The organism is Pseudoalteromonas rhizosphaerae (genome assembly GCF_028885455.1).
GTDB lineage: Bacteria > Pseudomonadota > Gammaproteobacteria > Enterobacterales > Alteromonadaceae > Pseudoalteromonas > Pseudoalteromonas rhizosphaerae.
In genome coordinates, this window is the sequence record NZ_CP118496.1 from 710019 (window position 1) to 730831 (window position 20813).

A 20813-nucleotide genomic window follows, 5' to 3' on the forward strand; every position below is an offset into this window, starting at 1 on the left:
AACCTTAAATCATATCTATTGGATCTACATCTAAGCTCCATCGCACCTTTTGCGCTAATTTACTGGTACTTAAGTAGTCTACCATTTGCGCGAGATATTGGTGTAATAGAGGGCGTTCGAGCGCTTGAATATGCAATTGAAAGCGATATTTCCCTGCAATTCGCTCGAGCGGTGCAGGGATCGGACCTAGCAATTGTATACCAGTTAGACCTTGGACTGGAACTAAATCTGTTAAAAAATCGACCACTTGCTTTATGTTGTGACCTTCGGCGCGGACAATCGCCATATTAGTTATTGGTGGTAGCTGTGCGTCATCGCGCTCTTGCAGTGCAAAACGGGCGAAATCTTGATAACCATTATTGACTAAATCTTGTAATAAAGGATGCTCGGGAAAGTGAGTTTGCAATAATACATGACCAGGTTCGCCACTGCGCCCAGCACGGCCAGCCACCTGAGTAACCAATTGTGCTAAATGCTCTGTGGCGCGAAAGTCGCACGAGTACAAGCCGCCGTCGACATCAAGGATCAATACTAAGCTCACATCAGCAAAGTGATGACCTTTGGCAAGCATTTGGGTGCCAACTAAAATCCGTGCACCGCCTTGGTTTATATCGTCTAGGGCTTTTTCTAAACTGCCTTTACGACGCGTTGAGTCGCGGTCAATCCGGCTAATCGGGGTATCAGGAAACTCGGTTGTTAAAAACTCTTCTATTTGTTCGGTGCCTTTGCCGTTAGGAAATATTTGTGTACTACCACAGTCTGGACACTGATGCGGCACGCGTTCTTGTTCACCGCAGTGATGGCAAATCATCTGGCCGATGGCTTTGTGAAAAGTCGCACTAGTGCTGCAACGTGTGCACTCACTTAACCAACCACATTCATGGCAAATCAGGGTAGGCGAAAAACCGCGACGGTTTAAAAATACCATCACTTGTTTGCCTCGTTTTAAATGCTGACGCATAGTGGCAAGACTGGCATGAGCTATACCAGCTTGATCCGGCTGGCCTTTCATATCAATCAGCTGAAATTTATTGTCGGTACTGGTTTGCGCACGTTGTGTTAGGCTCAGCAGTTGGTATTTATTATGAATTGCCTTATGCAAGGTTTCGAGCGCCGGGGTTGCTGAGCCTAAGATCAGCGGTATTTTATGTTGAAAAGCGCGGTATGCGGCTAAATCACGGGCATGGTAACGTAAGGTATCTTGTTGTTTAAATGAACCGTCATGTTCTTCATCAACAATGATCATACCAAGCTTTAAAAATGGTAAAAAGATACTCGAACGTGTACCAATCACAATTGCGCAACTGGCTTTTTCACAAAAGCGCCAAGTTTGTAAGCGTTCGTTATCGGTCAGTGCTGAATGCCACAGCATAATCGGCGTATCAGGAAAGCGACGACGAAATCGATTAACCGTTTGTGGCGTAAGGCCAATTTCAGGCACTAGTACGAGTGCTTGTTCACCGCGTTTTAAAACCTCTTCAAGGCATTGTAAGTAAACCTCGGTTTTACCACTGCCAGTGACACCTTCTAGTAAAAAGCTATTGAAACCGACCGCTTGATTAATGGTGGTACAGGCTACTGCTTGCTCTTTATTTAGAGTCGGCTTAGTGCCTACGGTGGGAAGTTGTTGTTGCCATTGGTTGTCGTGTTCAATCGTTTGGCTGATCAGCTCTTTGTTAAGTAAGCTGTCGATAGTTTTTTTACTAAACCCCAGCGCTTTTAATTCTGTAAGTGATGATTTACCCGAATCTGCCAGTTGTTTGAGTAAGCTTAGTTGGCTCTTTGCTTTTAAAGACGGTAATTTAGCGCCTTTTTCAGTTAGTGCCACCATACTAATACTGCTTTTATCTGGGCACAGTCCTTGACGCAGCGCGCCAGGCAGGGCGATATGAATTGTTTCACCTAGTGGGTAGCAATAATAGCGCGCAGTAAAACGCAATAATTCGATATGTCGCTCTGATAAAACGGCTTCATCATCAATCACTTCAAGCACTGCTTTAAGTTTATTAACCGGCACATCGGTGTTGGTTTTTAGCGCCAGTACTACCGCAACTTTGCGCTGATTACCAAATGGCACCCATACCCGCGCACCGACTTTAGGCATCACCGATAAACCATCGAGTTGCTCTGGAATGCGATAATCAAAGGTGCGATGCAACGGTACTTTTATAGCAACTTCAACAAAACTCATAACAACCCAAACAAGAACGAATAAGGGAGTTAATGTACTAAAATTATGGCTGAAAACCTACCTGCAAATATCTTCTTTAAAACTTTTGTTCATTTTATTAGCAAAAACGACATTTAAAGCTTGTAGCAAGTGGGGTTGTTGCTTAGAATACGCGTCCTAAATAATTTGTTTTAACGACGTATGGTGCCAGACTCCGGGTTTGGAGAGCGATGCGGCCTTAACTAGAGGTTTCTATGAAAGAAGGTATTCACCCTAAGTACGAAGTAATTTCAGCATCATGTTCATGTGGAAATAAATTCGAAACTCGTTCTACTCTGTGTAAAGACATTCACTTAGACGTATGTTCTGCGTGTCACCCGTTTTACACTGGTAAGCAAAAAGTTTTAGACACAGGTGGCCGTGTTGATCGCTTTAACAAGCGTTTCGGTTCACTTAGCAGCAAGTAATTCTTGTTGTTTTGTCGGAAAAAGCACCTTAGGGTGCTTTTTTTTATGCCTGCTATTTATTAAAAACACCGCCTTTTAGTCTTTATTTCTTGCTCTAGTGCTCCAGCTTTACGCATTCATTATGTTGTGACTATTTCCCACTTTTATATCCAGTATAGCGAGTAAATAACAGACAAATAGTGATTTGTTGACTATATTGTCATTCTCGTTAAAGCGATAAATTAAACGTTTTTGTCGGTAAAGTTAGGTCTTTTGCGGTTAAATGTTGTTAACGTCTTACTTTGATGGTTTTTAGTCATAGGCCATTATTTTTGCTTTAAAGCGTTGCATAATGAGCATTTTAAGATGGGTTTTTTGATGCTTTGTGGCGTTTTTATAGCCGAAAATTGAAGCTTTTTTGCAAAAAATGCTGACAAAACGCATAAAATTAACGGATATAGCATATAACAGGATAGACCTGATATTGCTTGAATTTAATTATAATATAGGTATCGTTCCCTATAAGATATAAGATATAAGATATAAGAACTGCTTACTCTCACTTTCAACTTAACTTACTTGCAGGATAAAATCGCGTTATGTCAGACTTTCGTGAACAAGCTTTACATTACCATTCGCACCCCGTTCCAGGAAAAATTAGCGTTGAGCTTACAAAGCCAGCTGAAACCGTACAGGATCTTGCACTCGCATACAGCCCCGGTGTTGCAGAACCGGTACGTGAAATAGCTGCTGATCCCGCTAATGCCTACAAATACACCGGTAAAGGCAATATGGTTGCGGTTATTACTAACGGCACCGCTATTTTAGGTTTAGGTAACTTAGGTCCATTGGCTTCAAAACCGGTTATGGAAGGTAAAGCGTTATTATTTAAACGCTTTGCGGGTCTAGATTCGATAGATATTGAGGTGAAACACAATACCACCGAAGATTTCATCAATACAGTTGCTAACATAGCTGATACGTTTGGCGGTATTAACTTAGAAGACATTAAAGCGCCAGAGTGTTTTGAAATAGAAAAAGCATTGATCGAGCGTTGTAGCATTCCAGTGTTCCACGACGATCAACACGGTACCGCGATTGTAACGGCTGCTGGTATGATCAACGCACTTGAAGTACAAGGCAAAGAAATTGAAGATGCGATTATCGTTTGTTTAGGAGCCGGTGCCGCAGCGGTTGCTTGTATGGAGCTACTGATCAAGTGTGGCGCATTGCGTGAACATATTTACATGTTAGATCGTAAAGGCGTTATTCATACTCGTCGTGATGATTTAAACGAGTACAAACAGTTATTCGCTAACAATACAGATAAGCGCACACTGCAAGATGTTATTGCTGATGCCGATGTATTTGTTGGTGTATCTGGCCCGAATTTACTTTCTCCTGACGATCTTAAGCTAATGGCTGATCGACCTGTAGTGTTTGCCTGTTCAAACCCAGATCCAGAAATCTCACCAGTGCTTGCTCATGGTGCTCGCGATGATTTAATCATGGCAACGGGTCGTTCAGATTATCCAAACCAAGTTAACAACGTGCTGTGTTTCCCATTTATTTTCCGTGGTGCGCTAGATGTGCGTGCAAGCAAAATTAATGATGAAATGAAAATTGCTGCGGTTGACGCTATTCGTAGCATTGCTAAAGAACCAGTACCAGCGGAAGTATTAAAAGCGGCGGGTGTTGAGACACTTGAATTTGGTGCGCAGTATATTATTCCAAAACCGATGGATCCGCGTTTATTACCGCGCATTGCCAAAGCAGTAGCGCAAGCGGCAATTGATTCTGGTGTTGCACAAATTGATATGCCGGAAAACTACATGGAGTAGCTGCTTAGCTGCAATTGGTAATGGCACAATAATAAAAACCTCAGTAACTTACGTTACTGAGGTTTTTTTGTAGCCAATTCCTGAAGCAGGAATATATACAAATGATAACTTAATCTTCGTTGAGTACAGGTACTTCGAGACCCATTTCAAGCATGATTTTTTTCACTTCTTCAGGCACTTTCTCTGGATTATCTTTACGTAAATCTTCATCGTTTGGCAGTGGTTGGCCAGTAAATGCGTGTAAAAATGCTTCACAAAGTAATTCGCTATTTGTTGCATGGCGAAGATTATTAATTTGACGACGAGTACGCTCATCAGTCAAAACTTTTAATACATTTAGCGGGATCGAAACGGTGATCTTTTTAACTTGTTCTGATTTTTTCCCGTGTTCTGCGTATGGGTGAATATATTCACCATTCCATTTAGCCATAGGATGTATCGTTGCCTCAGGTTGTTAATTGTTTGCGCGACCTTTTGCAGCGCAAAGATGGCGAAATTCTATCGTGTTAAAAAAGATAGTCAAATACTTGTTTTTTAGCCATCTAGCGGCTTAAATGTTTTTACTTCTAATCTTGCGGCTAAAACCGCATAAATGCTTTGACTTATTAAATTTGATCCTCTAACCTTTTAGACGTCTAAACATCCATTTAATTGTAGGTGACGGTATGAGTCAAAAGAATAAAGCAACCATTGCAGTACGCAATGGTATTGATGCAGATAAACATCACGGCGCGGTTGTGCCTCCCATTCATTTATCGACCACCTACTCATTTGCTGATTTTGATAAAAAGCGCCAATATGATTATGGCCGTAGCGGCAACCCAAACCGTGATTTACTCGCTGAAACGCTCGCTAAGCTTGAAGGTGGCGCTAAGGGGATTATCACTGCAACGGGCATGGCTGCGGTGCATTTAGCTACTCAGCTGCTAAACAGTGACGATACCTTAGTGATCCCACATGATTGCTATGGCGGTAGTTACCGCTTATTCACCTCACTTGAAAAGCGTGGCTTATTAAAGTTAGTGGTTTTAGATTTAACTAAATCTGAAAATCATCAAAAAATTCTTGAGATAAAACCAAAGCTAATTTGGATTGAAACACCGAGTAATCCTATCTTACGGTTAACCGATATTAAAGCGATCACCACGATTGCTAAGCAGTGCGGTGCGTTGGTTGGTGCCGATAACACATTTTTATCACCTGCTTTGCAAAACCCAATTGAGTTTGGTGTTGATATTGTGGTGCATTCGACCACTAAATATATTAACGGTCACTCAGATGTTGTTGGTGGTGCGGTGATCGCCGCTACCCAAGAGTTGGGTGATGAGCTTGCTTGGTGGGCTAATAACATTGGCATTACCGGTGCCCCGTTTGATAGCTACTTAACGTTACGTGGTTTACGTACTTTGAATGTTCGTTTACGTCAGCATCAAGAAAATGCCTTTATTATTGCCCAATATCTAGAAAACTCCCCTTATGTAAGCCAAGTATATTACCCTGGATTAGTATCTCATCCACAGCATGAACTCGCTAAACAGCAGCAACGTGGTTTTGGTGGCATGGTAAGCTTTGATATCAAAGGTGATATTAATGATGCTGCAGAATTTTTGACCAGCTTAGAAGAATTTAGCTTAGCTGAGTCATTAGGTGGGGTTGAGAGTTTGATTTGTCACCCTGCAACTATGACCCACGCAGGTATGGAGGCAACTGCTCGTCTTGCTGCGGGAGTAGGTGATACCCTGATCCGTATTTCGGTGGGCATTGAAGATGTAAAAGATTTAATCGCTGACTTAGATCGTGTATTCAATAAAGTGAAACCAGGTCAAGCTCAGCACGGCGCAAAAGTAATCGCTTCCTCTGTTCAACAACAAGATGATGAGCAATCAAGCTCATTTAAACTGACTCCTGCACATACGGCTTTGTGGTAATAAAAAATGGTAAATATAGTTCATAAATTTGGTGGTTCTAGCTTAAGCTCAGCCGAGCGATATCAGGCTGTTGCTAATATTATTTTAGCGCATACTGAAGCGGGTGACTGTGTGGTGGTTTCTGCTGCCGGTAAAACCACCAATACGTTAGTAAAGTTATGGCAAAGCTACCAACAAAGTGATCAACAAGCAGTAAGTGATATTTTACTGCAGCTTGATAACCATCAACGTACGTTGATTGAGCAATTGTTAAGCCCTACGGCGCGACATGCAGCATTAAACATACTTGAGCAAGAGTTGGCCTTAATAGCGCAACAAACACAGCAGCACAGCTTACAGGAAGCTGCATTACTTGCTCATGGTGAAGTATGGTCGGCACGATTGTTAGCAACTTATTTGCAGCAGCTAGGCCTTGCTGCGAAAGATGTTGATGCGCGCCAGTTATTTACTTTAAATGATGGGCAGTTATTACATCAAAAAAATCAACAAGCGTGTGCTGAGTTAATCTCGGCACATTGTATTAATGTGGTTACTGGCTTTATTGCCGCCGATTGCCAAGCGAATACGGTAACGCTAGGGCGTAATGGCAGTGACTACAGTGCTACTTTGTTAAGCAGTTATTGCCACGCTAACCAAGTGTCTATTTGGACTGATACCCAAGGGGTATTTAGCACTGATCCGCGTAAAGTTAAAAAAGCCATAAAGTATTCAAAAGTATGCCGCGGTCAAGCTAATTTGCTTGCTCGTTTAGGCAATCCTGTATTACACGCTAAAACCTTATCACCATTAAAAAATACTGATATCAAATTAGTGGTTCGTAGCAGCTATGATACAGAAGCCAGTGCGACAGAAATTGTCAAAGAAGGCTACAGCAAGGCGAAGCGTTTTATTACTACCTTAGAAAATATTGATTTATTGCGTATTGATCAGTTACGCGGCGGTGAAATTGGTGAATTAAGCCAGCTAATTCAGCATAGTTTGCATCACTTTGTGCAAAATGGTGATACTTACTTATTAGTGCCTGCTGATGCAACTCATCAAGTGGTCAGTCACTTACAAGGGCGTGCCAATATTATTGAGTCTAACTTACATGGCTGCGCTGTTGTCGCGCCAAGTAATGATGTGGCGCAATTATTTGAACAAGCAACGCAAGTGCTTAGTGAGCAAAGTTTAGTGCCGCGCTTTAGCCATCAAGACGCAGACTACATATTACTACTAACGGATCAATCTATTGATAGTGATGTATTGACCTTATTGCATGATAAGTTGATTAACAAAGGCCAAGAGCTTGCCATTATTGTTGCTGGCCTTGGTAATGTTGGTGAAGTATTTATTGAGCAACTAAGTCAGCAGCTTAATCGTTTGCAGCAACACTTCAGCGTTAAGCTGGTTGGTTTATTACGCTCGCGCTCTATGTTGTTCAGCCCAAGTGGTATCGTGCTTGAGCAATGGCTGTCACAGTGGCAAAACGAAGCAATAGATTACCAAGAAGCTGATTTACTGACACGTATCAGCGAACTCGATTACGAACATAAAGTGCTGATTGATATTACTGCTAGTGAAGCGTTTAGTAAGCTATACCCGGCGTTTGTGAACTTAGATTGCCATTTGATCAGCGCTAACAAATACGCGGGTACAGCCAATAATGATTGGTATCAAAGCTTGCGCCGCAATTTAGCCGAGCGTAACTTACTGTGGCGTTATAACACCAGTGTTGGTGCGGGTTTGCCAATTAATTTTGCGCTTGCTGATTTACAGAACAGTGGCGACAGCATTACCCACATTGAAGGGGTGTTCTCGGGTACTTTATCTTGGTTGTGCAGTAGTTATGACGGCAGTGTGGCGTTTTCAGAGCTCGTATTACAAGCGCAAAAAATGGGCTACACCGAGCCTGATCCCCGTGAAGATTTATCAGGGCGTGATATGCAGCGTAAACTGCTTATTTTAGCCCGTGAATTAGGATTAACGTTAGAGCTGGACGAGATTGGTTTAACACCGTTAATGCCTGAGCAATTAGCGCAAGGTGATTGGCAATCTTTTCTTGATAACAAGCAGTTGCTTGATGACTTTATTGCTGAAAAAGCCGCTGATGCCGCTAAAGATAATAAAGTACTGCGTTATACCGGTGCGTTAACAATTGCTGATGGCAAAGTAACCGCTAAAGTCGGTTTAGCTTATGCAACACAGGGTGATGCCTTAGCTAACTTAACTCCAGGTGATAATATTTTTGTTATCAACAGTCAGTGGTATAACGATAATGCGTTGGTGATCCAAGGTCCTGGTGCAGGCAAAGAAGTTACCGCAGCAGGCGTGCATTCTGATTTATATTGGTTAATACAAAACTTAAAATGAGCTCTGAGTTTGTAAAATAAAAAAAGCGCCGATTGGCGCTTTTTTTATGTAGCAGCGATTTTATATCGCGACATATTAATATTAAAACAGCTCTTCTTCTGTTTTAGTTTCTTCTTCAAAAACGTTTTCTACATGCTGCATCACATACTTAGTGGGCGAGGTGCCTTTTTCAAAGTATTCAAAGCGACTAGTGTAATCGTTCTTTTGACTCAAGAGTCCCGTTGCTAAATCGATTCGTACCGACACTAATCCTTCAGGTGGCTCGATTGGTGCTTCTGGTTTATCTTTGAGTGCTACTCGCATAAAGTCAATCCATGCTGGTTGAGCTGTTTTAGCACCAGATTCTGCACCAGAGATCTGGGTATTATCCATGTTGTTATTATACGTCGAGCGACCAAGCGGGTTACCTGGATTATCAAATCCAACCCAGACTGAGGTCATAACATTACGGTTAAAGCCGCTAAACCAAGTATCGACAGAGTCATTAGTAGTACCCGTTTTACCGGAAAGATCGCGACGATCTAATACCTGAGCACGCCAACCGGTTCCACTCCAACCCGTTTTATGGGCCCAACTACCGCCCCCCCAAATTGCGCTATTCATCGCATCAGCTATCAAAAACGCGTTTTGTTTAGATATGATGCGCGGCGCACAATGATTTGCTGTTTGGCTGGTATTTAACCCTGTAGTGGACTCAAATTGAGTCATTGTTAGCTGAGGCGTAACAGGATCACACGCTAATAATGGTTTTGTTTTAAATAACACATTACCTGCAGAGTCTTGAATCTCATTAATAAAATAAGGGGTGATCAAATGACCGCCATTGGCAAATGTGCTCATGCCACGGGCAAGCTCTAAAGGAGTGATTGACGCACTACCTAAAGCTAGCGATTCACTGCGATTGATATCATTATTTTGAAAGCCAAATTTTAATAGGTGATCAGCTGTGCGCTGCAAGCCTACACCGCGCAGTAAGCGCACCGAAATAACGTTTTTCGATTGTGCTAAAGCACGACGAATACGGATTGGGCCGTTATATACCGCAGGGCTGTTTTTTGGTCGCCATGCAACCCCTAGGCTCTTGTCCCATTGATTGATTGGCGCATCATTTAAAATAGACGCTAAGGTATAACCATTATTCAGCGCCGCAGAATAAATAAACGGCTTAATGTTAGAGCCGACCTGACGTTTTGCTTGCACGGCTCGGTTATATTGGCTTTGTTCAAAGCTATAACCGCCAACAATTGCTTTAATGCGACCATCATTCGGATCCAGCGATACTAATGCACTTGAGGCTTCAGGTAATTGGCTGAGTAGATAACTGCCATCGTCATTTTTACGTAGCCAAATTTGCTCACCTGGATTGAGTATGTCAGCAGCTGTTTTTGGTGGGAAACCTTGACGGTAACGCGTAATGTATTTGCGCGCCCATTTGAGATTATCCCAGTCTAGAGTGACTTGCTCACCACTTTTTAATAACACTGTTGCCGTTTGCTCTCCTACAGACAAAACTGCTGCCGTTAATAGCGGGGCAATTTCTTTTACCGGCTCAAGCTTTGCTAAAATTTCACTAGAGCTTAGGGCAGGTTGCGTTTCAAAATCCCACAGTTGCTGCTCTGGGCCACGATAGCCATGGCGCATATCGTATGCATGGAGATTATCAACGAGTGCTTTTTGCGCTGCGGCTTGTACGTCAGATTCAACACTGGTGTAAACTTTAAAGCCGGTATTATATGCTTTTTCGTAGCCATAACGAGCGACCATTTCTGCACGCACCATTTCAGATATATAAGGCGCATATAAGTCTATTTCGGCACCATGAAATTTTGCCGTGATTGGTTCTTGAGAGCTCTGGTTGTAGTCTGCTTGAGAGATATAACCTTCATCAAGCATACGTCTGAGTACCACATTACGGCGTGCCTTGGCGCGAACTGGGTTTCTGATCGGATTTAAAGCTGAAGGCGCTTTTGGTAAGCCAGCAATCATTGCCATTTGCGCTAAAGTTAACTCGTTTAGTTGCTTACCATAATAGACTTGTGCAGCGGCTCCGATACCAAAAGCACGATTACCTAACTCTATTTTATTTAGGTATAAAGCGAGTATTTCATCCTTGGTAAGTAAGTTCTCAATGTGTAACGCAATGAAGATCTCTTTTACTTTACGAATATAGGCCTTTTCACGTGTTAAGAAGAAGTTACGAGCTAACTGCATTGTTATAGTACTTGCGCCTTGTTTTTTCTCACCAGTTGAAATTAATACGAGCGCTGAACGTAAAATACCTATAGGATCTATACCTATATGGTCATAAAAACGGTTATCTTCAGTGGCTAAAATAGCATTTATGAGTGGTTGTGGGATCTCTTCTATAGTCACTGGAATGCGGCGTTTTTCACCGAACTGGTTGATTAACAAACCATCTTTCGAAAAGACTTGCATAGGAGTTTGTAATTGCACGTCTTTTAAAACTTGCACACTGGGGATATCAGATTTAACGTAATAATAAAGGCTTACTAAGGTAATGAGCCCTAAAAACGCGCAGATGATAAAAAATTGTAAAGTTCGTTTTAATAAAATCACTTATATTTTCCCTAAATGGACTCCCAATTAGAATCGGAGACTGCTAGTATATATTGATTAAAAAATGAATAGTATTTTTTCATATAAAAATTATAACTTGTTTATTCTTAAAACAAAGGCCAAGTTGCGAACATGCTAAGTCAACTATTGAGTAAGTCTTCATCGATGATGGTAGGGATAGATATCGGTTCACATGCTATAAAAGCAGTGTTACTGAATGAAACGGACAGTGGCTATAGGCTCGAAGCGTTAGCAATTGAGCCAATGCCAAAAGGTACAATGGCTGAGCGCAATATTCAAGATATTGAGGCGATTGGTAATATCATTACTAAATTAAAGCGTAAGTTACCAAAGTCAATTCGTTCGGCAGCAGTAGCAGTATCGGGACAAACCGTCATTACGAAAGTAATTTTTATGGATGTTACGCTTTCAGATGCAGAGCTTGAGTCGCAAATAGAAATCGAAGCTGACAGCCTTATTCCCTATCCTTTAGATGAAGTTAGCCTAGACTTTGAAAAGCTCAGTACCAACGAAGCCGATCCTTCCAAAATGAATGTGTTGCTTTCAGCTGCGCGTACCGAAAGTGTTGAAGCTCGTGTTGGTGCATTAGAATCAGCTGGCTTAATAGCAAAAGTAGTTGATGTAGAAAGCTATGCCCTGAGTCGCGCAATGGATGTGTATTATCAGCAATTACCAAGCGATGCATTTAATAAGTGTGTAGCAGTGGTCGATATTGGCGCGGTACTTATGTTGGTAAGTGTGGTACTTGGCGGTGAAACGATTTACACCCGAGACCAAGTATTTGGTGGCGATCAATACACTAACAGCATAGTAGCTTATTATAATAAAAGTTTTGATGAAGCTGAAATAGGTAAAACTACAGGCGATCTTCCGCCTAACTACACGTTTGAAGTATTGGCACCATTTCAAACCTCATTATTACAGCAAGTACGCCGCGCAGTGCAGATGTTTTTAACTACCAGTGGCAAAGATCAAATCGATTACATTGTGCTCACTGGTGGCACAGCGATGATTGATGGCCTCGATCGACTGCTAATCGAAGAACTAGGCATCCATACCATAGTGGCTGAGCCTTTTGAAAATATGGATATTTCCCACCATGTCGATCGCAATGTGTTACAGCGTCATCGTACTCAATTTGCAATAGCGACAGGTTTGGCATTAAGGAGTTTTTCATCATGCCACATATAAATCTACTGCCGTGGCGCGAACAGCAGCGAAAACAATCGCAGAATAAATTTGTCACTATTTTATTTTTCGTGGTGCTTGGCAGTTTTATCAGTATGTATTTATTGAGTAGCTATTACGGTGGTTTACGAGACGGTCAAAATATTAAAAATAATTACCTTTCAACTGAAATTGGCCAATTAGATAAACGTATTAGTGAAATACGTGAATTAGACAAAAAGAAAGAAAACTTGCAGCAACGTATGCGCTTAATTGAAGAGCTGCAAAGTAGTCGAAACTTGGGTACGCAAATTATGGATGAAGTTGCCAAAATTGTACCAACAGGTGTTTATCTAACTAAGTTAGAGCGCCGTGGTAGTGCAATTCATGTGGTTGGCCGTAGCGAATCAAATAATTATTTGTCAAACATGTTGCGCCAAGTACAAAACTCCTATCTGCTCGAAAAGCCGACAATGCAAGGCATTATCGCAGGGGAGAAATCGTCTCGTTTATTGAGTGATTTTAATATGGAATTTTATGTAAAACCCTTTGATAAGATTGGAGAGGTTAAATAATGAACCTTGATATCAAAGCGTTAACAGAAATCGAATGGAACGAAATTGAGCTTGAAAATATCGGCGACTGGCCAATAGTTGTCAAAATTATTTGCTGCACTTTTGTGGCTGCCCTCGTATTGTTTTTCAGTTACAGCTTATTGGTTTCAGATGAAATAGATAGCTACCATAATGCGGTTAGTAAAGAAGTTGAGTTGCGCAGTAACTACCGAGTGAAATACTCACTAGCGAGTAATCTAGAAATTTACCGTCAACAAATGGTTGAAATGGAAGAAAAGTTTTCTTTACTACTAAAGCGCTTACCGACTTCAAATGAAACACCAGGCTTACTTGATGATTTATCTTATGTGGGCACGACCAGTGGCTTAACCTTTCTTAAAATTGGTTGGTTACCAGAGGTGGAAAAAGAATTTTATACTGAGTTACCGATTAAAATTGAAGTAATTGGTAGCTACCATGAGTTTGGTGATTTTGTTGGCAAAGTGGCGCAACTTCCTCGTATCGTAAGTTTGCATGACTTTTCAATTAATAGTTCAGACTCAGACAAACTGACATTTAGCGTGGTCGCCAAAACTTACCGCTACGAAGGCGGCGTGAAGAAAGTAGGGGCTAAAAAATGAAAAAACTAGCCTTGGTTTTACTCAGCGGTATTTTGGTGAGCGCATGTAACGATGATACTTCTGAGCAAAAAGAATTTATTGATCAGGTAAAAGCCAGCACTACACCTAAGGTAGAGGCCATTCCAAAACTGACCCAATTTGAGCACTTTGAATACAATGCACAGCAACTACGTAGTCCTTTTGTTGCGCCGCAACCGGAAATTATTCAAAATAACATGATCCAAGTTAAAAACTGCTTACACCCTGATCCTGATCGTACGCGTGAAGTTTTAGAGAAATATCCGTTGGATAACCTAGCAATGAAAGGCACGCTGGGTTCTGGTGGCCAAACATGGGCATTAATTAAAGCTGCAGATGATACTTTACACCGAGTTACTATCGGTAATCATATTGGTTTGTATCATGGTGTTGTACAAGATGTTAAAAGTGATTATATAGAATTGTTAGAATTAATACCCGACGGGTCTGGTTGTTGGAAAGAACGTCTTACGAAGCTTGAAATGTTAGAGGCGGGCTCCAATGGCACTAGTTAAAAATAAAAAAGGTAAAATTAAAATGCATAAGGGAGTATCTTGGAGTAATCGCATTCATCAGGCTTTGTTTGTTGTTATTGCCCTTTTTATCACGCAATCAGCAATGGCAACTCCGTTATTGTATGACATTCGTTATAGCCCATTAATAGCTGGAGAAACACAGTTACAGCTGGTATTTGATGAGGAGCTGAGTGAAGAACCAAAAGTTCAGGTATTTAATAACCCAGCCCGTATTGAAATGCGCTTTAATGCCACTGATGTTGAACAAGGTATAAGTGAAGTACAAATCAACCAAGGCGGTATTGAAAAAGTTAATAGTGTAGCTGCTGATGGTAACTTGATTGTCACTGTTCATTTAGAGCGTTTAAAAATTTACCAAACAACGGTTAATAATAATCTTGTTTCATTACACGTTTCCGATAATCCTATCACGTCACAAGAAGATGCTAATACCGCCAAAGAAGTGACTGGCAATTACATTAACTCAATCCAGTCTATTGATTTTCGTCGTGGTAAAAAAGGTGAAGCACGAGTATTAGTATTCTTGCAAGACACTCAAGCTGCGATTGATGTGCATGAAAGTGGCGGTAAAATTATTGCTGAATTTCATCATACTGATATTTTAGATGACTTATTATATGAGCTAGATGTGCTAGATTTTGGCACTGTGGTCAGCTCAATTGAGACATTTAAAGAAAATAATATGAGCAGGGTGGTAATAACTCCTAATGCAGCGTTTAAATTTACTTATCAGCAAATTGAAAATATCCTTACTCTTACAGTTGAAAAAGATGATTCTCAACGTTCATATTTAGAAGGTGGTAAAGAATACCAAGGTCGGCCAATGACCCTAAACTTTCAAGACATCTCAGTGCGTGCCGTATTACAAATTATTGCCGGCTATAATGATTTCAACCTAGTAACCAGTGACTCAGTCAGTGGCAACATAACTCTGCGTTTAGATGGTGTGCCTTGGGATCAAGCTCTTGACGTGGTATTACGCGTTAAAGGTTTAGATAAGCGTATGGATGGCTCTATATTAATGGTTGCACCATCTGAAGAGCTTGCCGCCCGCGAAGCGAAAGATCTAAAAGCCAAACAACAAGTTGAAGATTTAGAGCCGCTTTATAGTGAATATATTCGTTTGAATTATGCTAAAGCGGAAGAGTTTGCTGATTTACTGAAAACCGACACTAACAGCATTATTAGTGCTCGCGGCAGTGTATCCGTTGATAAACGTACCAATACCTTGTTAATTAAAGACACCGTTAAAAGCATTGCAAGTGTTCGCCGTATGGTCGAAACTTTGGATATAGCGGTTAGACAAGTTATTATTGAGGCACGTATGGTTACTGTACGTGATAACGTAAAAGAAGACTTAGGAGTACGTTGGGGGTTTAGTGATCAACAAGGCACTGATGGTATTTCAGGTACCTTAGAAGGTGCTAATACGATTTCTAACGGCACCATTCCAAGTATTTCTGATCGCCTTAATGTAAACTTGCCTATCACAGGTGCCGCTGGCAGTATTGGTATGCACGTTGCTAAATTAGCAAATGGCACGTTACTTGATTTAGAGCTAACCGCGCTTGAAGAAGAAAACCGTGGTGAAATTATCGCAAGTCCGCGCATTACGACTGCCAACCAGAAAAAAGCACGTATTGAACAAGGTACCGAAATACCGTATGTTGAATCTGCTTCAAGTGGTGCTACAACTGTTAGCTTTAAAAAGGCAGTATTGAGTCTTGAGGTAACACCACACATCACCCCAGATAATAAAGTTATCTTGGATTTAATCATTACCCAAGATACCCGAGGTGATACGGTACAAACTGGAACTGGTCCTGCAGTTGCAATTGATACCCAAGAAATTCAAACCCAAGTACTGGTTGAGAATGGTCAAACCGTGGTACTTGGTGGTATATTCCAGCAGCAAATCATTAACTCAGTTAAAAAAGTACCATTATTAGGTGATATTCCTTACCTAGGAGTGCTGTTTAGAAGCACTAGTGAGTTCAATGAAAAGAAAGAATTGCTGATTTTCGTTACTCCGAAAATCCAAATAGAGTAATTTACACTGATTTATTCTTACACAATGGGCAATTATTGACTTTAATTGCTCGTTAATTGGCTTTTTGTTCTAATTGACTTGAAATACCCAATCAATTACTGAGATAATCCCCTCCTTAATTTTGGGGCCAGGTCGTTAGGCGGGGTTTTATTTCAAATTTTAGAGTTCGTTTGTACTAAAAGATATGGCTGAAAAACGTAATATATTTCTAGTTGGCCCTATGGGGGCTGGCAAAAGCACAATTGGTCGTCACATTGCAGATCAATTGCACCTTGAATTTGTCGATTCTGATCAAGAAATCGAACGCCGTACCGGTGCAGATATTGCCTGGGTGTTCGATCTTGAAGGTGAAGAAGGCTTTCGACTTCGTGAAGAATCTGTCATTGGCGATCTAACAGAAATGCAAGGTATTGTACTTGCAACTGGTGGTGGTTCTGTGATGAGTAAAGAAGTACGAAACAAGCTTTCGGCTCGTGGTATTGTTGTATACCTAGAGACACCTATCGAAAAGCAAGTTGCACGCACGCAGCGCGACAAGCGTCGCCCATTACTGCAAACAGAAGAAGCACCTCGTGATGTATTAGAGCGCTTAGCTGAAGAACGCGAACCGTTGTATAAAGAAGTAGCTGATTTTGTTGTACGCACTGATGAGCAAAGCGCTAAAGTTGTCGCTAATCAAATCATCGAGAAATTAGATTTTTAAATACCAATAAGAAAGGATACTAGCGATGCTTGAATTAACAGTTAATTTAGACGAGCGAAGTTATCCTATTTATATTGGTCAATCTGCTCTTCAACAGACTGACAGGCTGCATCATCATATTGGTGATTGTCGACCTATCATTATCACTAATGACACCATTGCACCTTTGTACTTAAGCGATGCAATGGCGTTATTAGCTGATTTAAATCCGCTAAGTTTTATTATTCCTGATGGTGAGCAATATAAATCACTGGAATGGTTTGAGAAAATTTCGGCTTTTTTGCTTGAAAACAATTGCGGCAGAGATACTTGCTTAATCGCCCTTGGTGGTGGTGTGGTCGGTGATCTGACTGGTTTTGTTGCGGCCTGCTATCAACGCGGAGTATCGTTTATTCAAGTACCCACTACCTTATTATCGCAAGTTGATTCATCAGTTGGCGGTAAAACGGCGGTTAACCATCCTTTGGGTAAAAACATGATTGGGGCTTTTTATCAGCCGCAAGCCGTGTTTATTGATACTCAATCATTGCATACACTTCCTGCTCGTGAATTTGCAGCCGGTATGGCTGAAGTTATTAAATATGGCTTAATTTACGATACAGAATTATTTACTTTTCTAGAAAACAACACCGCGCAATTACAGGCTTTGGATGAAGAAACCATTCAGCATGTGATTTTTCGTTGTTGTGAAATTAAAGCACTGATTGTCGCTCAGGATGAAAAAGAAGCAGGACTACGAGCGTTACTTAATTTAGGCCATACCTTTGCACATGCTATCGAAGCGCAAATGGGATACGGCCAATGGCTACATGGTGAAGCTGTTGCCACTGGCATGGTATTAGCAGCACAGCTAGCTCATACTCGTGGTGATTTAAGTGCACAAGAAGTTGCAAGGATCGTTACCTTAATAGCGCAATATAATTTGCCTAGTGAGATCCCTGATGTGATGACTGCTGAACATTTCCTTCATCATATGCGTAAAGATAAAAAGAATAAAAAAGGCACGATCCGTTTTATTCTTCCTACTGCGTTTGGTCAATGCGCGTTGGTTGATGATGTCTCAGATCAACAGGTCCGAGATTTAATAGGGCGCTAATGCAATCGCAAATCTTACCTAGCCGTGCGGCTTTGGTTGATCGGATTGCCCTACAGTTTGAATATGGGCAAAATTTAATTGTCTTACTGGGTCCTTCTGGACTTGGTAAAAGTTATCTTCTCGAAACCTTCATTACTGATAAATACAGTGATTTTAATAAGTCATTTGTGCAGCTAAGTGCGCGTATGAGTGATATGCAATTGATGAGTGAGTTACTGGAACAAAGCTTCCGCTCGCCGTTAATTGATCAAAACCTAAGCCTGTCAGAAAATTTCTACCAACTAGCTAAACAGCAAAACTGTGGTCCATGTTTATGGGTGTTAGATGGTGGACGGCATTTATCTGAAGAAATGGTCGAAGAGTTAACAGCGCTTACCAAGCATAGTCCTACTACTTTATATGTCTTACTGGCATCGCAATCAGTGGGGCAATTTAAAAGCGCTGTTGAAATTCATCTTGAAGCACTTTCAATAGCAGAAAGTAAACAGTTGATGAAGTGCTATTTTAATGATTTACCTTATGATGAAGACCCGGTATTTCAAACCTTTTTGCGCGAAGCACACGGTAATCCGAGTTTATTGTTAGCGTGGCAACCAACACAGCATACAGCTAAGGTTGTAGTTACTGATAAAGTATCTTGGCGAGTACATTTAATAACGCTGCTAGTGATTATTATGTTACTCATCATTGGCTTTTTATATAAATCTGATATGACCCGTTGGTGGCATGATTTTTATCAGCCACAACCTGAAACTCCAGTGGCGACGGCAATCGCAGTCGATACTTTAAAGCAAGCTGTAACAGAACCAGCGGTGACAATAGATTCCTCACAAGTAGAAGCTGCAGATGCTCAATCAGCTGATCAACAAGCTCAACCAGAGCAAGACAAGCCGCTTATTGATAATCCTACTCAGGAAAATAATGTTGCGGCAATACTCGATAGTTTAGCGCCAGTTGCAGAGCCTGTTGATATCACGACTAGCTTGGCTGAAGAACCCACTGTGGTAGAGCCTGTTCCTCAAGCGCAGCAAATTATGCCAGCAGATAATGCTTGGTATCTACAACAGCCGGATAGTAAGGTCGTGATCCAGTTACTAGCGGTAACTCAGCAAACAATCGCCGAGCAGTTTGTTGCTAAACAGTCGCTGCAAGTACTTGGTAAAGTCTATCAAACACGCCGCAACGATAAAATTTGGTGGGTGGTAACCTATGGCAGCTTTGATAACTTAAATGCTGCTCGCGAAGTGCTAGCAAGCCTACCTGAAGCGGTGCGTAAAAATCAGCCGTTTTATAAAAAAATCAGTAAAATAAAACAAGAAATCGCGTTACTAGATCAGTAAATTTACACTGTTTAGTGTAAAATCGCGGCACACCAGTTTGAAGTAAAGAGCCGATGCAGAAAAAGACCAGAGCCTTCCTTAAATGGGCTGGCGGAAAATACAGCTTAGTTGAAGATATTAGCGCGCGCTTAAATGAAGCGAGCAAACACGCTGATACCTTAGTTGAACCGTTTGTTGGTGCTGGCTCGGTATTTTTAAACACAGATTTTAAAGATTATATTCTTAATGATATTAATGCTGATCTCATTAACTTGTATAACGAATTAAAAAACTCTCCAGATGAATTCATCAGCGATGCTAAAAAGCTGTTTGTTGATTTAAACAATCAGCCTGACGCATATTATGAGTATCGCGTACAGTTTAATCAAAGTAATGACATTTACGAGCGAGCGATCTTATTTTTATATATGAATCGCCACGGCTACAACGGTTTATGCCGCTATAACCTGAAAGGAATTTTTAATGTTCCGTTCGGTAAGTATAAACGTCCGTATTTTCCTGAAAAAGAAATGTACTTTTTTGCCGAAAAAGCGCAACAAGCCACGTTTACTTGTTTAGGTTATGACGATGTATTTAAATTAGTACCCGATAACGCAGTGATCTATTGCGATCCACCTTATGTTCCTTTGAGTAAAACGGCGTCGTTTACCTCTTATGCTAAGGGTGGCTTTAATTTAGATGATCAGGCGAATCTAGCTAATTTAGCTGAGCAAGCGGCATTTGAAAACAAAACACCGGTATTGATCTCGAATCATGACACTGTATGGACACGTAAAATATATAGCCAAGCAACGTTAGCTGAAATTCAAGTTAAGCGGACGATTAGTCCAAAAGGTGGTTCGCGCAATAAAGTCAATGAGTTGATGGCTATGTACTTAGCACCCAAGTCACCACGCCATAGATAGCGGTTACAAAAAATATAAATAAAATAATAGCGATGATAATAATACTGGTAGGCGAGTGTTGTTTAAAGTCAGCGTGACGCTTGTGCTCAGATTGCACACCAAAAAATGCCGCAACAACACTTTGTATAGCGCTGATCAGTTGCCGCACTTTACTAGAACCTAGGACTAAGTGAACGTGCTTTTTGTGGTTCGTCTGAGCTGGTTAATAATTCAAGTAAATCTAAATAATGAAATTGTGCACTGCGACTATCACCAGTGATCCATGACATCCAACTTGATTCTTGTTCGACCTTCATACATTGCACTGCATTATTAATTTTTAAATGGCCTGAGCTACATTCGCAATCGTTAGCTGCGATAAGTGTATTATCACTTTTTGAAAAATAGCTTAGTGTACCGATAGTTATAGCAGCCGCAGTTAAGATCCCGATTTTAAAAGCACGCATTTTACTAAGTCCATAATAGTGT

18 protein-coding genes are annotated in these 20813 nt (G+C 41.0%); 13 read left to right on the top strand and 5 right to left on the bottom strand.

Annotation, left to right across the window (positions count from 1 at the left end):
- Positions 1-4: 4 nt before the first annotated feature.
- Positions 5-2191, bottom strand: coding sequence for a primosomal protein N' (gene priA, locus PVK79_RS03180; protein WP_149982625.1), 2187 nt, complete (start codon positions 2189-2191; stop codon positions 5-7).
- A gap of 233 nt (positions 2192-2424) precedes the next feature.
- On the opposite strand from priA, the gene rpmE reads away from it, so the two are divergent.
- Together rpmE and PVK79_RS03190 are read left to right on the top strand one after the other, a co-directional pair.
- Positions 2425-2637: a 50S ribosomal protein L31 gene (gene rpmE, locus PVK79_RS03185; protein WP_145238505.1), complete on the top strand. Its 213-nt coding sequence runs from the start codon at positions 2425-2427 to the stop codon at positions 2635-2637.
- Positions 2638-3215: 578 nt separating this feature from the next.
- Complete coding sequence (locus tag PVK79_RS03190; RefSeq protein WP_145238508.1) at positions 3216-4457, top strand: malic enzyme-like NAD(P)-binding protein; 1242 nt, start codon at positions 3216-3218, stop codon at positions 4455-4457.
- A gap of 109 nt (positions 4458-4566) precedes the next feature.
- Here PVK79_RS03190 and metJ read toward each other — a convergent pair whose 3' ends face one another.
- Entirely contained in the window at positions 4567-4887 is a 321-nt protein-coding gene (metJ, locus tag PVK79_RS03195) for a met regulon transcriptional regulator MetJ (protein WP_016709540.1), read from the bottom strand.
- Positions 4888-5122: 235 nt separating this feature from the next.
- On the opposite strand from metJ, the gene metB reads away from it, so the two are divergent.
- Both metB and metL read left to right on the top strand, forming a co-directional pair.
- Positions 5123-6385: a cystathionine gamma-synthase gene (gene metB / locus PVK79_RS03200; RefSeq protein ID WP_145238511.1), complete on the top strand. Its 1263-nt coding sequence runs from the start codon at positions 5123-5125 to the stop codon at positions 6383-6385.
- A 6-nt stretch (positions 6386-6391) separates the two neighbouring features.
- On the top strand, positions 6392-8737 hold the full coding sequence (gene metL, locus PVK79_RS03205; protein WP_257325288.1) for a bifunctional aspartate kinase/homoserine dehydrogenase II: 2346 nt from the start codon (positions 6392-6394) through the stop codon (positions 8735-8737).
- 81 nt (positions 8738-8818) lie between these two features.
- On the opposite strand, the gene PVK79_RS03210 is transcribed toward metL, so the two are convergent.
- Complete coding sequence (locus tag PVK79_RS03210; protein ID WP_182757924.1) at positions 8819-11314, bottom strand: penicillin-binding protein 1A; 2496 nt, start codon at positions 11312-11314, stop codon at positions 8819-8821.
- Positions 11315-11446: 132 nt separating this feature from the next.
- Here PVK79_RS03210 and PVK79_RS03215 point away from each other — a divergent pair, with 132 nt between their 5' ends.
- The 9 genes from PVK79_RS03215 to PVK79_RS03255 all read left to right on the top strand — a co-directional run bounded on the left by PVK79_RS03215 (position 11447) and on the right by PVK79_RS03255 (position 20345).
- The gene (locus PVK79_RS03215) at positions 11447-12526 is read left to right on the top strand and encodes a pilus assembly protein PilM (RefSeq protein WP_145238520.1); all 1080 of its coding nucleotides are present in this window, start codon (positions 11447-11449) and stop codon (positions 12524-12526) included.
- On the top strand, positions 12514-13077 hold the full coding sequence (locus PVK79_RS03220; RefSeq protein WP_257325289.1) for a PilN domain-containing protein: 564 nt from the start codon (positions 12514-12516) through the stop codon (positions 13075-13077). The genes PVK79_RS03215 and PVK79_RS03220 overlap by 13 nt, the downstream gene beginning before the upstream one ends.
- Positions 13077-13697, top strand: coding sequence for a type IV pilus inner membrane component PilO (locus tag PVK79_RS03225; protein WP_257325290.1), 621 nt, complete (start codon positions 13077-13079; stop codon positions 13695-13697). Before PVK79_RS03220 ends, PVK79_RS03225 begins: the two co-directional genes overlap by 1 nt.
- A complete protein-coding gene (locus PVK79_RS03230; RefSeq protein ID WP_149982632.1) occupies positions 13694-14230 on the top strand; it encodes a pilus assembly protein PilP in 537 nt (178 codons plus the stop codon). Before PVK79_RS03225 ends, PVK79_RS03230 begins: the two co-directional genes overlap by 4 nt.
- The gene (locus PVK79_RS03235; protein ID WP_257325291.1) at positions 14217-16301 is read left to right on the top strand and encodes a type IV pilus secretin PilQ; all 2085 of its coding nucleotides are present in this window, start codon (positions 14217-14219) and stop codon (positions 16299-16301) included. The genes PVK79_RS03230 and PVK79_RS03235 overlap by 14 nt, the downstream gene beginning before the upstream one ends.
- A 184-nt stretch (positions 16302-16485) precedes the next feature.
- Positions 16486-17004 (top strand): shikimate kinase AroK, encoded by a 519-nt coding sequence (aroK, locus tag PVK79_RS03240; protein WP_008466255.1) that lies wholly within the window; start codon positions 16486-16488, stop codon positions 17002-17004.
- Between the two features lie 25 nt (positions 17005-17029).
- Positions 17030-18100, top strand: a complete 1071-nt coding sequence (aroB, locus tag PVK79_RS03245; RefSeq protein WP_257325292.1) for a 3-dehydroquinate synthase — start codon at positions 17030-17032, stop codon at positions 18098-18100.
- Positions 18100-19440, top strand: coding sequence for an AAA family ATPase (locus PVK79_RS03250; protein ID WP_182757925.1), 1341 nt, complete (start codon positions 18100-18102; stop codon positions 19438-19440). Before aroB ends, PVK79_RS03250 begins: the two co-directional genes overlap by 1 nt.
- A gap of 53 nt (positions 19441-19493) precedes the next feature.
- Positions 19494-20345, top strand: a complete 852-nt coding sequence (locus tag PVK79_RS03255) for a Dam family site-specific DNA-(adenine-N6)-methyltransferase (RefSeq protein ID WP_257325293.1) — start codon at positions 19494-19496, stop codon at positions 20343-20345.
- Here the strand turns inward: PVK79_RS03255 and PVK79_RS03260 are convergent.
- Both PVK79_RS03260 and PVK79_RS03265 read right to left on the bottom strand, forming a co-directional pair.
- Complete coding sequence (locus tag PVK79_RS03260; RefSeq protein WP_145238545.1) at positions 20308-20493, bottom strand: DUF2970 domain-containing protein; 186 nt, start codon at positions 20491-20493, stop codon at positions 20308-20310. The genes PVK79_RS03255 and PVK79_RS03260 overlap by 38 nt on opposite strands.
- A gap of 4 nt (positions 20494-20497) precedes the next feature.
- The gene (locus tag PVK79_RS03265) at positions 20498-20791 is read right to left on the bottom strand and encodes a hypothetical protein (RefSeq protein WP_145238548.1); all 294 of its coding nucleotides are present in this window, start codon (positions 20789-20791) and stop codon (positions 20498-20500) included.
- Positions 20792-20813: the final 22 nt, after the last annotated feature.